The organism is Actinomyces sp. Z16 (genome assembly GCF_003111765.1).
Taxonomy (GTDB): domain Bacteria; phylum Actinomycetota; class Actinomycetes; order Actinomycetales; family Actinomycetaceae; genus Actinomyces; species Actinomyces glycerinitolerans.
In genome coordinates this window covers 2,754,109-2,767,068 of sequence record NZ_CP027862.1, presented here as the reverse complement: position 1 = coordinate 2,767,068, position 12,960 = coordinate 2,754,109, and the positions used below count along the sequence as shown (strand labels likewise).

The following is a 12,960-nucleotide window of genomic DNA, read 5'->3' as shown; positions in this document are numbered from 1 at the left end:
AGAAGAGCTGTCAGGGCCCAGATCAATGGCGGAGTTGTTTGGACTACGGTCCGCCAAATCTGGGCCCTTTGCTCACCCGTCATCCCTTTCCCCTTCCGCTTCTGCGCCTTGCGGCGGTGCTTCCGCTTCTTGGATGACATGCCCAATCTCACCTCCTTACGGTGCGCTCCCCGGCTGAGCTGTGCTGAGTCGTTCCGGGGTTGCGCCGTGGAGGCAGGTCAATCATCGCAGAGGTGACCGTCCAGGCGGGTTCCTTGGCTGCCGGCGGACTGGTTCGCGCACGCCGCCGCGTGGGGCTACACCGTGGACACCTCCAACTGGCCCCGCTACCAGCCACGTGCCCTGGGCTGACGCGCCCGCGCGGGTGAAGCCGTGGCGGCGCCGGCCTCGGCGGGAGCCGTCGAGCTATTCGGTCTGCCGGGTGGCGACGGCGCGGCCGCGAGCGGCGCTGACGGCGAAGGCAGCCACGCCGATCGCCAGGCTTGCCGCCGCGATCGCGGCCCAGCGCCCCGGGTAGGTGCCCGCCGCCTGAATCCAGCCCCATGGCGCCAGCTGCCAAAGCGGCGTCGCCACCAGCACCTCGTTGCCGTCGATGATCAGGCCCATCAGGAACAGGCCCACGCCCACGCCGACCGTCACCGCCGTGCCGGCCACCTGCGCCACCGCATGCGCGAGCGCCGCCAGCATGAAGACTACGAACGGCATCACCATGAACGTGTACACGGGGGCGCCCAGTCCGCCCAGTTCGGAGTCGGTAGGGAACAGCGGCGCCCCCAGGCGGGCGATGGCCCACGCCGGAATCAGCGCCGCGGCCAGTAGCGCCATCGCCCAGGTCAGTGTCGACGCCGTCAGAGCAGCCGGTCGGGCCCGCAGCACCAGGCCCCGCCAGGCGTCGGCCTGCGCCCGCCACGCCGTCGCCCCCGCCACCCAGGCGGCAATCGGCGCGCCCGCCAGGGTGAACAGCGGCAGCGCGTACGCGGCGGAGTAGACCGCCTGCGTCAGTCCCAGGAGCCCCAGCAGCACGGCCGTCAGCATCAGCCACAGCCGCCAGGGCAGGCCGAGGGCCACCGCGCGGAAGGCACTGCGCGAGCCCGGCGATGTCAGTCCGGCCAGAACCGCAGGGGACAGGCTGTGTTGTGGTGCGTGCGCAATTCGGCCGGCTACGACCGTCCTCCCGGCGGGAACAGCATGGCCCTGGGTGAGCGCCGGCCCGACGGGCCCGGACGGCGCAGAGATCGAGGCGTCCGGTGCAGAGACCGGCGTGGGCATCGTGTCCAGCGGACCGGTCGAGGCGGGTTCGGCGGCTTGTGTCCGCGCCCAGAAACGTGGGCGACGAGTGAAAAGGCGCTGAACGGCGAGAGCCCCCGCCGCCCGGCGCGCGCCCGTGAGCGCACTAGCCCGCCGAGCCCCCAGTAGTACGGCGCCGACGCCGAGCAGGCACAACCCGGCGCTGCCCAGCGCGCCCGGCGCCACCGGATAGTTCCACACCGGTGAGCCCGCCTCCAGGGAGATGCCGTTGGCATGCACCTCCAACAGCGGCAGGGTCGGGCGCATCGCCCAGGTCCACGGCCGCGCCCACCAGGTCGGTGTCTCCGCCTGCAACGCGCCCGCGGCCGACCACACCAGCGCCAGCGCCGGGGCCAGGCCGACGGCGATGCCGCCAAGCCACTGGCCCAGGGCCAGCCCCCACACGCTCGCACCAGTGACCGATACCCACATCACCAAGGCGAACAACAGGTACTGGGACCACGGCCCCCAGCCGGCGCCGCGAATGAGTGCGTCGATGACGATCGGGGCCAGGAGGAGCGCCTGAGATACCAGTGCGGAGACGGCGAGCACGGACACCCTCGCCGTCGCCGAAAGCGCCGGAGATACGCCCCGCCAGGCGGTCCCTCCCGCCCGGTGGCGCCGTTCGCGCCAGGCGGCCATGGCACCGGTCAACGCCCCCATGGGCAGGGCGAAGGCGGCGGGGTAGGGGTTCAGCCACGGCAACACGCCGTCGTTCCAGCCGTCGGCGGTAAGGGCGGCATGCGCCACCAGCAGGGCATGCAGGGAGAAGACCACAACCGCCACCGGAATGCCCCAGGTAGCGGTGCGGCGGCTGCGCCCCAGCTCGGCGCGCAGCACGGCTCCGAGCCCCGGCAGGCGTCGCGGACGGGCACCCGGCAGGGAATCCGCTCGGGTGGTGATGGGAACTGAGGTTGCAGTGCTCATCGCCGCACCTCCTGCCCACGGCGGTCCGCGGCCCCGGTGACGGCGGCGAGGAAGGCGTCCTCCAGGTCCTGGCCGGCCACCGCGAACTCGGTCAGCGGCCCCTCATAGACCATGCGCCCACCCGCGAGCACCCCGACGTCGTCGCAAGTGCGCGCCATCTCCCCGAGCACATGGCTGGACACGATGACGGTGCGTCCACCCGCGGCCAGTTCACGCAGCAGGTCGCGCAGCCAGATGATGCCCTGCGGGTCCAGGCCGCTCTGCGGCTCGTCCAGCACCAGCACCTCCGGGTCGCCCAGCAGCGCCATCGCCAGGGCGAGGCGCACTTTCATGCCGGTGGAGAAGCTACCGGCCCGTTTGCGGCCGGCCCGCCCCAGGCCGACCTGTTCCAGCAGCGGGTCGATCACCTCGACGGTGGTGCCGGTCAGCAGACAGTGGATGTGCAGGTTGCGGCGGGCGGACAACTGCGGGTAGAACGCCGGGCCGTTTATGCTCGCCCCCACGTGGCTGAGACTCTCGCGGGTCAAGGGCCTGCCCAGCACCTCGATCGAGCCGGCGTCGGGTCGCAACAGCCCCAGCGCGGTGTTGAAGGTGGTGGACTTGCCGGCGCCGTTGAGCCCCAACAAACCGTAGACCCGCCCCGGGCGCGCGGTCAGGTTGAGTCCCATCAGTACTTTCTGCCTGCCGTAGCTCACCTCCACATTACGCAGTGCCAGCCCGGGCGGGGCGGTGAGGTCCGCGGCCGGCCGGGACGAGTCGGCGGTGGAAGCGGGAGATGACGTGGGCGGTGACAATGGTGCTGTAGCCATGAGGCCAGAATCCGCTCGGGTGCCTGCCGGCGGATCCCCACAAGGGGCACGAGCACAGCCACCGGCCGCGTAAAGGCCTCCTCCGAAAGGGGGAGAGAGGTTGCCGTCTACAGGCCTGGGTCGACCATCCCGGACCTGAGCGCGTGGATCACCAGCTCCACCCGGTTGCGGCAGCCGGTGTGTCCGAGCAGCGCCTTGACATGGGTCTTCACGGTCGACTCGGCGATGTATAGGCGCGCGGCGATCTCCGGGTTGGTCATTCCCCGGCAGACCAGCTCGAGCACGTCGCGCTCGCGGCCGGTCAGCGTCTCGCCGGGCAGGAGCCCGACCTCGGTCCTGGGACGTTCGGCGGGCTCCGCGTCGACCGGGGAAGAGACGGGCGTGGCAGCCGAATCGACCGCTGCCGCAGCCGGACCGGCTGCGGCCTGCTCGGGTTCTCCCTCCAGCGCGCGCAGTACGTAGGGGGTGATCACCGGGTCCAGCCAGGCCTGTCCGGCGGCGACGGCGTGAACGGCCGCCAGTAGGTCGGTCGGGCCGGAGTCCTTCAGCAGGAAGCCGACGGCCCCGGCCCGCAGCGCTCCCAGCACCAGCTCCTCCTCCTGGAACGTGGTGAGCATGAGTACCCGTGTGGGGCTGTCGCCGTCGCGGCCGCTCAGGGCGGTATCGGATAGCAGCCGCCGCGTGGCGGCGATGCCGTCCAGTCCCGGCATGCGGATGTCCATCAGCACCACGTCTGCCGGCTCGCCACGGCCCCTGGCGCGGCGCAGCGACTCCAGCGCCGCCCGGCCGTCATGAGCGGTGGCCACTACGGTCATGTCCGCCTGGGCGTCCAGCAGGGAACGGAAGGCCGCGACCAGGAGTTGCTGATCGTCGACGACGGCGATACGCAGCCGGTCCTGGTTCATCGATGCTCCTCGGGGTCGTGGCGGAAGTCAGCCGGGAAGACGGCGTCGAGCAGGAAGTACGCCCCGGCGTCCTCGCTCGGGCCGGCCTCCAACCGGCCCTCGACCAGACGCAGCCGCTCGGCCATACCGGTCAGTCCATATCCATGTTCGCGGCCGTTATCCCCGTCCGCGGCCAAAGTGGATACGCCGCCGGGCAACGGGTTGGTTATACGCACCCGGCAGCTGTCGTCGTGCCGGGCAATGGTGATCCGGGCGGTGCCGTCGCCGTGCCTGGCCGCATTGGTCAGGCCCTCGGTGACCACCCGAATCAATGTCAGCCGCTGCAACGCCGTCCAGGAGTCGTTCCAGGCGGCGAGTTCGGCCGCAGTGGGCAGCGCGGCTTCGACCTCCACGCCGGTGGCGCGCGCCTGTGCCACCAGTTCCGGCAGCGCGGTCAGGTCCGCCACCGGGGCCGGCGGCCCCTGAGTCGTTGAGCTGCGCAACAGGGCCACCAGTTCGCGGGTGGAGGCGAGCGCGGCCGCGGAGGCATCGCGCACCGCAGTAAGGGAATCACGGGCGGCCTCGGGGGTCCCCAGGGCGAGCCCGGTATCCGCCTGCACCTTGACCACGGTCAGGCCGTGGCCGACCAGATCGTGCAGCTCCCGCGCAACGGCCAGGCGCTCCGCAGACACCGCTTGGGCGGCGGCCAGCCGGGATGCTGCGGCGACGGTACGGTCCATGGACTCCGCGCCGGCACGTCGACTGAGCGCCCACAGGTAGGTGACGGTCACTACGAGCACGCAGGCCAGGGCGAACCCGAAGGGCGGATAGTTGAACATGTCGGCGGTATGGGGGTTGACCGCGTACACCGTCTGCGGGTTGATCACCGCCCCGACCAGTGCGGCCAGCAGCCCCGCCACGCCCCAGCGCCGGTCCGCGGCCCAGCGGGTGAGTGCATGCAACGCCGTCGGCACCGCCACGATGATCGGGGAGAGGCCGAGGTTGACCGGGGTGATGCGCAGCAGCGCCACGTAGGCCACCATCGCCAGGTAGACGACCACGCCCGAAACCGTGGGGGAGCGGTGGCGGAAGGGCTGAGCCGCGGTCACCGTCAGGGCTACGAGCACGTTCGCCACATAGGCCGGGTGCGGGCCCCAGGTGTACAACAGTGTGAAGTCGGCCAGCGCCACGACCGCCAACAGAATCGTGAGCACCGCGTCGCTGAGCGGAATCCGGTAGCGGGTGGGTCCGATCAGACGGCAGTGCCGACGCCAGTCCAGGGCGGTTGCGGCCGGGAGTCCTACTGGAGTCGCGGTGGTGACCGGAGCGTCCGCGGCGGGGACATCGCCGTCGGAGGAGCTGCCGCGAGCGGTGTCGGCGAAAGGAGTCACGATGCCGGGGAGTTGTCGGAGGGAATGACGGACGCGCACAACCCGCCGTGTTCCTCAAGCGTCAGCGCGAGGATGTAGGGAACGACATGCACGTATCCACCCTAACCGGAACCGGTCTTGCGAGTGCGGCTCCGTTGGGTAGGTTGCGGAGGGCAGCCGGTGACGGCGGTCCTGCTGGACGGGCAGCGGCTCAGGATGGCGTTGCGGTCGCCGTCGGTATCCCGTCTGTCGGGGCCGGCCCCGGGTCTGTTCTAGACTCGGGCCCGTGGCCACAGACTTTCCCGCCGAGATTGAGCAGCTCCGACACACCTACGCCTCCGTCGTCGCCGTGACGGACCCGGAGGCGCTGCGCGGACGCATCGCCGAGCTGTCCGAGCAGGCCGCCGCCCCCAACCTGTGGGACGACGCCGACGCCGCCCAGGCCGTCACCTCCGCTCTGGCGCACGCACAGGCCGACCTCAAGCGGGTGGAAGCACTAGGCGGGCGCATCGACGACCTGGAGACCATGGTCGAGATGGCGGGGGAGGAGTCCGGTGATGATGCGGCGGAGCTGCTCGCCGAGGCCGAGCGCGACCTGGTCGGCGTGCGCAAGGACCTGTCCGACCTGGAGATCCGCACCCTGCTGTCCGGCGAGTACGACCAGCGCGACGCCGTGGTAACCATCCGCTCCGGGGCGGGCGGCGTTGATGCCGCCGACTTCGCGGAAATGCTGCTGCGCATGTACACCCGCTGGGCGGAGCGTCACGAATACCCGATCAAGATCCTCAACACCTCCTACGCCGAGGAGGCGGGGCTGAAGTCCGTCACCTTCGAGGTGCACGCCCCCTACGCCTACGGCACGCTCAGCGTGGAGGGCGGCACCCACCGCCTGGTGCGCATCAGCCCCTTCGACAACCAGGGGCGCCGTCAGACCTCCTTCGCCGCCGTCGAAGTCATCCCACTGATCGAGTCCACCGACCACATCGACATCCCCGAGACGGATATCCGCATCGACGTGTTCCGCTCCTCCGGGCCCGGCGGCCAGTCCGTGAACACCACCGACTCGGCCGTGCGCATCACGCACCTGCCCACCGGGCTGGTGGTGTCCATGCAGGATGAGAAGTCCCAAATCCAGAACCGCGCCGCCGCCATGCGCGTGCTCCAGTCGCGCCTGCTGCTGCTCAAGCAGCAGGAGGAGGACGCCAAGAAGAAGGAGCTTGCCGGCGACGTCAAGGCCTCCTGGGGCGACCAGATGCGCTCCTACGTGCTCAACCCCTACCAGATGGTCAAGGACCTGCGCACCGGCTACGAGGTCGGCAACCCCGACTCCGTGTTCGACGGCGACATCGACGCCTTCATCGACGCCGGCATCCGCTGGCGCAAGCAGCAGGAGCAGGCCGCCGACTGAGCCGCAATTGGCTGGCGACGCAATCGCCTGCGTGAGTCGGCCGTACTTCGCCTAGACCGGCCTGCCGGTCGATCGGTATCACACTCGCCAACTCGTCAGCGTCGGGAATGCCCCGGCCGTGCAGCTGTCGCCCGGCACGTCACGCTCCGCCTCGCTTGGACGAGGCGACCCGGATATCGCAGGCGTCAATCGCGTCGGCCAGCCTGGCCTCGACCGCAGGCTCGTCATCGGCGCACGCCAGGACCGCGGCCGGGCGTGCGCGCAGCCCATTGACGGCGTGGACCGTCTCGCCGGGGCGGCATTCCCAAAAGACGTCGGTCCCGGCCGGGAGTTCTCTACTGAGGCTGGTGTCGACGACGGTTCCGGCGGCGGTCTCGACGAAGCGCACGCCTGCGTGGCGACCGATCTCCGGTATCGGCGGCAGCGGCTCTCCGCGCAGGGAGTCGATCAACTCGCCGTAAAAGTCCAGCCCCGGGCACACCGCAGACACCAGGTCGGGGGCGATGAAGTCTCCGCCCTGCCGGACGTGGAACTCACCCCATACGATTTCTTTCTCAGGTGTCACCCAGAACTCGACGTGCAGGTGCCCGCACCGAATCCCCAGCGCATCGATGCACGTCTGGAGCTGCTCCCGCAAGTGACATGACGGCGGGATCCTGTCGGGCCCGGCCGGCTGAAGATGGCCAGTCTCGACAAAGCTCTCGTTGGTCGTCTTGGCGGTCGTCGTGTAAACGCGGACTTGCCCGTCGACGGTGAGGCCCTCGACAGAGAACTCCGTACCTGTCACGAACTCCTCCAGACAGTAACCTCCTGCGACGACATCGGGACCAAGATCGGGCAACTCGTCCAGCGAAGCGATGTGGTGGACCCCTACGCTGCCCATCCCGGTAGCCGGCTTGACGATCCAGCCGCCGGGGCGGGAGGCGGTGTCTTCACTCCCTCTCCGGCCGCATTGCCGAACAGCGGTGTTCCGTCCGCCGCGGCCCCTATGATCCGCAGACTCTGCGGCTGACGCACACCGGCCTGACGCAGAGCCTCGCGGCAGGCAGGCTTGTCCTGGATCAGCCTGATGCAGGCATCGTCGTTGGCCATGGTCCCCAGCGCGCGGGCAAGCTGACTGTTTTGCAGCTGATAGTTCTCTCGGAGTGCGGTGGACAGCACCACTTCGCCCGGGCAGCGCGCTCGAATCTCCTGCACCGCCGCAGTGGTCTGCTCCGCGTCGAGTCCGCTCGCGTAGGGGCCGGGCACCGTGACTAAACAATCCACCGGGATGGGCGGGGTCCGGTGCTGCAAAGGCTCGTGGAAATCCACGCCGCAGATGCGCAGCTTCCGCTCCCGGCAGGACTTCAGAAAGCCTTGAAACCAGTGCGCCGACGCGTGCGACCCGGAGGTGGTGACGCCGACAAGCACCGCCCAGGCGGATGTGTCGTCTGGCAAGGGACCATTCCTCTCTTTCAAAACCGGCGTGTGCGTAGTGAACACCGGTCACCTCAATGAGCTTATTTGGTTGTGCCGGCGGCATGACGCCTGCGGGGGTCTTCGGTCCGGTCAGCGGTAAACGTCGCGGCGGTGTCCGAGCGTGACCACAACGACGACGAGTCGGCCGTCGTCGATCGTGTAGATGATGCTGAATTTACCCAAGTCGCCTACTCGTACCCGCCAGGCGGGGCGGCCTTTGAGAGGGCGGCATCCGGGAGGGCGCGGGTTGGTGGCAAGCAGAGCGATCGCACCCTGGAGCCGGCGCTGATCCCGCTTGTCGATGCGGCGCAGAGCTTTGAGCGTTCTGATGTCGAATCACGACCTTGGGGTGCGTTTCACGACCCCGGGGAGGTCGTGAAACGCACCCCAAGGTCGTAAACCGTCAACCGTCGGCGGAGACTTGGGAGGCGGTGGTACTTACGGCGGTGGCCGGTACGGGCAGGCCCGCGCACAAGGGCGATCAGGTAGATCCCGCCCGCAAAACTCGTCAAGCGTAGGAGGCAATAATGCGCCGGGATGCGGCGTCGATGGTGAGCGTGCCGCCGTGGGGGAGGATCCACTGGGGTCGAGTATGACCGAAGGGGACGCCTATGCAGACCGGTGCCTGCGTGTTGTAGTGCCGGATGACCTCAAGCGCGCCCTGGGCCTGCTCCTGCCGGTACTGCGCACGCGCCCGGGCGTCAGGAGAGGTCTGGGGACTGGAAGCGGGCGGTCGGGCTAGCAGGATGGCGGCCACGGCTTCGAGCACTCCCCGTTCCCCCAGAGAGCGCAGCATGCCCGCGACCAATTCCCGACCGGGGAGTATCTCAGAGGTTTCCAGCATCAGCACACAGCCATCAAGGGCAGTGGCATCGGCATGGATACGCCCCGCGGCGAGGCCGAGCACCAGCACCTCCAAGCATCCGCCCCAGCCGGGGCCGCTGACTGTTGCGGAAGGCCCGTCCCAAAGCCACGGCTCGGTCTGCTCGCGGACTCCGTATTCGTGCAGTGCTCGCGGATCGGCCCAGTCCTTGCCGAAGTCCTCCGAGTATCCCGGCTCGGTGACTTCCAGAGCCTCACCCGTCAGCAGTGCGGCGCGCAGCGAGGCACTATGAATGGCGTCGACCTCGGGCCCGGGGCCCAGGTGAACCTGGGTGGCGCCGCCGTGGAAGCTGCACACGCCGTGCTGCCACAGCCACTGGTGCAGGTTGGTGTTATCGGAGTAGCCGAGCACCGGCTTGGGGTCATTCAGTACGGGCTCGGCGTCAAGGAGTGGCAGAACCGTCATCTCATCGTCACCGCCCGCGGTGGCGATAATCGCGCGAATGCTCGGATCGGAGAAGGCCGCATTCAGATCGTCGGCGCGCTCACGTGCGCCGGCTCCGAGACGACGGGTCGTGGGAAACTCCACCGGCACCAGACCGGTTATGGCCTGAAGCCGCTCCAAGGCCTGTTCATGCACTGCGGGGCCGATCGCGGGCACCGCCAGCGACGGCGACAGTACCGCGATCCTGTCGCCCGCCTTGGCCTTACTGGGCCGGGTCAATACATCCATGCCTTCGCACCATAGCCGGACGGGTACAGGGCTGGAAAGGCCCTCGGGGAGGTCCCTGACGGGTCCCTGAATCCGCGGCGTGTCGTCCCTGGTTATCGTCGCAGCCCCTGGAGTCGGTGACTTGCGCCACTTAACGTGATCGGTATGAGCCCACGCGAGATCACCGGGACGGAAGCCAATACGGAACCGAAGTTGGAGGCGCGAACGAGCCGACCGGGCCCGGGCGGCGCCGCGGCACGGGTGGCGATCGCCATCGTGGTCATGGTGCTGAGCGCCACGGTACCAACGCTCATCATGGCCATACCTGGAGTGCAGGCACTGCTGGACGGAAAAGTCTTCGGCCGGAGCAGCGCAGGGTTGCTGGTGGTTTGTCTGGCGGTGCTCGTGATCATGTCCTTGGCGACGGCGTGCGCCTACCAGTGCACTAGGCTGCTGATCACTCGCCTGGACCACGCGCGTCTCTCAGATCTGGCAATGCGCCCGAGTCCGCGTGCACTGGCCTGGTGCCTGGGCATGATCGCCGTCGCCTTCGCGATCATGCCGATGGCCGGAGCCGTAGGCGAAGCGCTCGGCATCCCCCGAGTGGAGCCCGCCATGCCGGGCGACACGTGGTGGTCCGCGATCCTGATCCAGATCGCTCTGGGGTTCTTCCTGCAGGGGATCCCTGAGGAACTGGTGTGGCGTGGTTGGTTGTTCCGCTCACTCGGCTCCACCCGGACGGCGGCGGCCATATCGCTACTCGCCTTCACCGTCATGCACTTGATCTCTCAGGGCGGTCAGGAGGGGTGGGGCGAGCGCGTCATTTACCTGGCCATGCCCTTCGGCTTTGGAGCGGCAGCGATGGCGGCACGCTGGGTCTCGGGCTCGACCTGGGCGGCCGTAGGCGCGCACGGCGGATTTCACCTGTCGAATCTTTTGGCGGTGAGTACCGGCGTTCCCGTTGACGAGCCAGTCACCTGGATTGTCGTTGGCTGTCTGTGGTTGGTCGCAGGGGTGATCGTGCTGCTACTTCACCAGGCGCGCGCCGGTCGCACGTACGGTGCGGTTGAGGCCCGAGGTGCGCAGGCGAGCATCAGGCCGGGCGATCTCTGAACGGTAGTCATCCGCATGGTCCCTGGTCGCGGGTGCATGGGGGCGGCCGGGCTGATGTGCTTCGGGCCGCGACCCGACCGGGCACACGTGCACGGCGTCACTGGCCCGCGCCGTCGTCGTCGGCCCGCGGCTCCCGTAGGCTGGGTGATGGTGTGCGCCGACGACGCGATCCGCACCCCGGCGCGGCCGGGGAGCGTCGTCGTCGGGGCACGAGCGAATCCGAGAAACCCCTTTTGAAAGGCGTATCAGACCTGTGGCTGAATTCATCTACCAGATGATCAAGGCGCGCAAGGCGCACGGTGACAAGGTCATCCTGGATGATGTCACCATGGCTTTCCTCCCGGGAGCCAAGATCGGCATGGTTGGCCCCAACGGTGCCGGCAAGTCCTCGATCCTGAAGATCATGGCCGGCATCGACCAGCCCTCCAACGGCGAGGCCCGGTTGTCGCCGGGCTACAGCGTCGGCATCCTGCTGCAGGAGCCGCCGCTGAACGAGGACAAGACCGTGCTCGGCAACGTGGAGGAGGGCGTGGCCGAGCTCAAGGGCAAGCTCGACCGGTTCAACGAGATCTCCGCCGCCATGGCCGACCCCGACGCCGACTTCGACGCGCTCATGGCCGAGATGGGGACCCTGCAGGACGAGCTCGACGCCGCCAATGCCTGGGACCTCGACTCGCAGCTGGAGCAGGCGATGGACGCCCTGCGCTGCCCGCCGCCGGACGCCGAGGTGAAGAACCTGTCCGGTGGTGAGCGCCGCCGCGTCGCCCTGTGCAAGCTGCTGCTGGAGGCGCCCGACCTGCTGCTGCTGGACGAGCCCACGAACCACCTCGACGCCGAGTCCGTGCTCTGGCTCGAGCAGCACCTGAAGACCTACAAGGGCGCCGTCATCGCCGTCACCCACGACCGGTACTTCCTGGACCACGTGGCCGAGTGGATCGCCGAGGTCGACCGCGGGCACCTCTACCCCTACGAGGGCAACTACTCCACCTACCTGGAGACCAAGGAGAAGCGCCTGGAAATCCAGGGCAAGAAGGACGCCAAGCTCGCCAAGCGTCTGAAGGACGAGCTGGAGTGGGTGCGCTCCTCCGCGCGCGGTCGCCAGGCCAAGTCCAAGGCGCGTCTGGCCCGCTATGAGGAGATGGCCGCGGAGGCCGAGCGCACCCGCAAGCTCGACTTCGAGGAGATTCAGATTCCGCCGGGCCCGCGCCTGGGTAACCAGGTTCTGGAGGCCACCAACCTCAAGAAGGGTTTCGATGGTCGTACGCTGATCGACAACCTGTCCTTCACGCTGCCGCGCAACGGCATTGTCGGCATCGTGGGCCCGAACGGGGTCGGCAAGACCACCCTGTTCAAGACGATTGTGGGCCTGGAGCCGCTCGACGGCGGGGAGCTCAAGATCGGCAAGACGGTCAAGCTGTCCTACGTGGACCAGAACCGCGCCGGAATCGACCCGAAGAAGACCCTGTGGGAGGTCGTCTCCGACGGGCTGGACTACATCCAGGTCGGCCAGGTGGAGATGCCCTCGCGCGCCTACGTGGCCTCCTTCGGCTTCAAGGGCGCCGACCAGCAGAAGCCGGCCGGGGTACTGTCCGGTGGTGAGCGCAACCGTCTGAACCTGGCGCTCACGCTGAAGCAGGGCGGCAACCTGATCCTGCTGGACGAGCCGACCAACGACCTCGACGTCGAGACGCTGTCCTCACTGGAGAACGCGCTGCTGAACTTCGCGGGCTGCTCGGTGGTCATCACCCACGACCGCTGGTTCCTGGACCGTGTGGCCACCCACATCCTGGCCTGGGAGGGCACCGAGGAGAACCCGGCCTCCTGGTACTGGTTCGAGGGGAACTTCGCCTCCTATGAGGAGAACAAGGTCCAGCGCCTGGGCGCCGAGGCCGCCCGCCCCCACCGCGTCACCTACAGGAAGCTCACGCGCGACTGAGCCGAGTCAAGCCGAGCTTGCTCGAGCTTGCGAGGCGATGGAGTCGCGTTGGTTGCGGGGCGAACACGCGCGACTGAGCCGAGTCAAGCCGAGCTTGCTCGAGCTTGCGAGGCGATGGAGTCGCGTTGGTTGCGGGGCGAACACGCGCGACTGAGCCGATGCGACACTTTGTGCCCTGTTACGACGTTTTGCACCCTGGTGTGCAGCGTTTTGCCGCACACCAGGGTGCAAAAG

At 68.6% G+C, this 12,960-nt stretch carries 11 protein-coding genes; 3 read left to right on the top strand and 8 right to left on the bottom strand.

Annotated elements, in window-relative coordinates; all coding sequences use genetic code 11:
• Positions 1-405 precede the first annotated feature (405 nt).
• From C3B71_RS11560 to C3B71_RS11545, 4 genes are all read right to left on the bottom strand, one after another.
• A complete protein-coding gene (locus C3B71_RS11560; protein ID WP_108968199.1) occupies positions 406-2,214 on the bottom strand; it encodes a hypothetical protein in 1,809 nt (602 codons plus the stop codon).
• Positions 2,211-3,023 carry an ABC transporter ATP-binding protein gene (locus C3B71_RS11555; protein WP_108968197.1) on the bottom strand — a complete coding sequence of 271 codons (813 nt, stop codon included), beginning with the start codon at positions 3,021-3,023 and terminating at the stop codon, positions 2,211-2,213. Before C3B71_RS11555 ends, C3B71_RS11560 begins: the two co-directional genes overlap by 4 nt.
• A gap of 107 nt (positions 3,024-3,130) precedes the next feature.
• A complete protein-coding gene (locus C3B71_RS11550; protein ID WP_073328617.1) occupies positions 3,131-3,928 on the bottom strand; it encodes a response regulator transcription factor in 798 nt (265 codons plus the stop codon).
• Positions 3,925-5,298, bottom strand: coding sequence for a sensor histidine kinase (locus C3B71_RS11545; protein WP_146752360.1), 1,374 nt, complete (start codon positions 5,296-5,298; stop codon positions 3,925-3,927). The genes C3B71_RS11550 and C3B71_RS11545 overlap by 4 nt, the downstream gene beginning before the upstream one ends.
• 265 nt (positions 5,299-5,563) lie before the next feature.
• Here C3B71_RS11545 and prfB point away from each other — a divergent pair, with 265 nt between their 5' ends.
• Positions 5,564-6,685: a peptide chain release factor 2 gene (prfB, locus tag C3B71_RS11540; RefSeq protein ID WP_108968192.1), complete on the top strand. Its 1,122-nt coding sequence runs from the start codon at positions 5,564-5,566 to the stop codon at positions 6,683-6,685.
• 139 nt (positions 6,686-6,824) lie between these two features.
• On the opposite strand, the gene C3B71_RS16190 is transcribed toward prfB, so the two are convergent.
• From C3B71_RS16190 to C3B71_RS11525, 4 genes are all read right to left on the bottom strand, one after another.
• Entirely contained in the window at positions 6,825-7,568 is a 744-nt protein-coding gene (locus C3B71_RS16190; protein ID WP_199912499.1) for an ATP-grasp domain-containing protein, read from the bottom strand.
• Positions 7,556-8,122, bottom strand: a complete 567-nt coding sequence (locus C3B71_RS16185; RefSeq protein ID WP_199912498.1) for a hypothetical protein — start codon at positions 8,120-8,122, stop codon at positions 7,556-7,558. The genes C3B71_RS16190 and C3B71_RS16185 overlap by 13 nt, the downstream gene beginning before the upstream one ends.
• Before the next feature lie 111 nt (positions 8,123-8,233).
• Positions 8,234-8,455, bottom strand: coding sequence for a type II toxin-antitoxin system RelE family toxin (locus C3B71_RS11530; protein ID WP_258522927.1), 222 nt, complete (start codon positions 8,453-8,455; stop codon positions 8,234-8,236).
• 196 nt (positions 8,456-8,651) lie between these two features.
• Positions 8,652-9,698 carry a S66 family peptidase gene (locus C3B71_RS11525; protein ID WP_108968187.1) on the bottom strand — a complete coding sequence of 349 codons (1,047 nt, stop codon included), beginning with the start codon at positions 9,696-9,698 and terminating at the stop codon, positions 8,652-8,654.
• A gap of 144 nt (positions 9,699-9,842) precedes the next feature.
• Between C3B71_RS11525 and C3B71_RS11520 the strand changes: the two genes are divergently transcribed.
• A complete protein-coding gene (locus C3B71_RS11520; RefSeq protein ID WP_108968185.1) occupies positions 9,843-10,790 on the top strand; it encodes a CPBP family intramembrane glutamic endopeptidase in 948 nt (315 codons plus the stop codon).
• 253 nt (positions 10,791-11,043) lie between these two features.
• Positions 11,044-12,726, top strand: coding sequence for an energy-dependent translational throttle protein EttA (ettA, locus tag C3B71_RS11515; protein ID WP_108968183.1), 1,683 nt, complete (start codon positions 11,044-11,046; stop codon positions 12,724-12,726).
• Positions 12,727-12,960 lie beyond the last annotated feature (234 nt).

Bases quoted from the DNA above. Each gene is read 5' to 3' on its own strand.
- C3B71_RS11525 (WP_108968187.1), bottom strand. From the start codon at position 9,698: ATGGATGTATTGACCCGGCCCAGTAAGGCCAAGGCGGGCGACAGGATC.
- C3B71_RS11555 (WP_108968197.1), bottom strand. From the start codon at position 3,023: ATGGCTACAGCACCATTGTCACCGCCCACGTCATCTCCCGCTTCCACC.
- C3B71_RS16190 (WP_199912499.1), bottom strand. From the start codon at position 7,568: ATGGGCAGCGTAGGGGTCCACCACATCGCTTCGCTGGACGAGTTGCCC.
- C3B71_RS11560 (WP_108968199.1), bottom strand. From the start codon at position 2,214: ATGAGCACTGCAACCTCAGTTCCCATCACCACCCGAGCGGATTCCCTG.
- C3B71_RS11520 (WP_108968185.1), top strand. From the start codon at position 9,843: ATGAGCCCACGCGAGATCACCGGGACGGAAGCCAATACGGAACCGAAG.
- C3B71_RS11550 (WP_073328617.1), bottom strand. From the start codon at position 3,928: ATGAACCAGGACCGGCTGCGTATCGCCGTCGTCGACGATCAGCAACTC.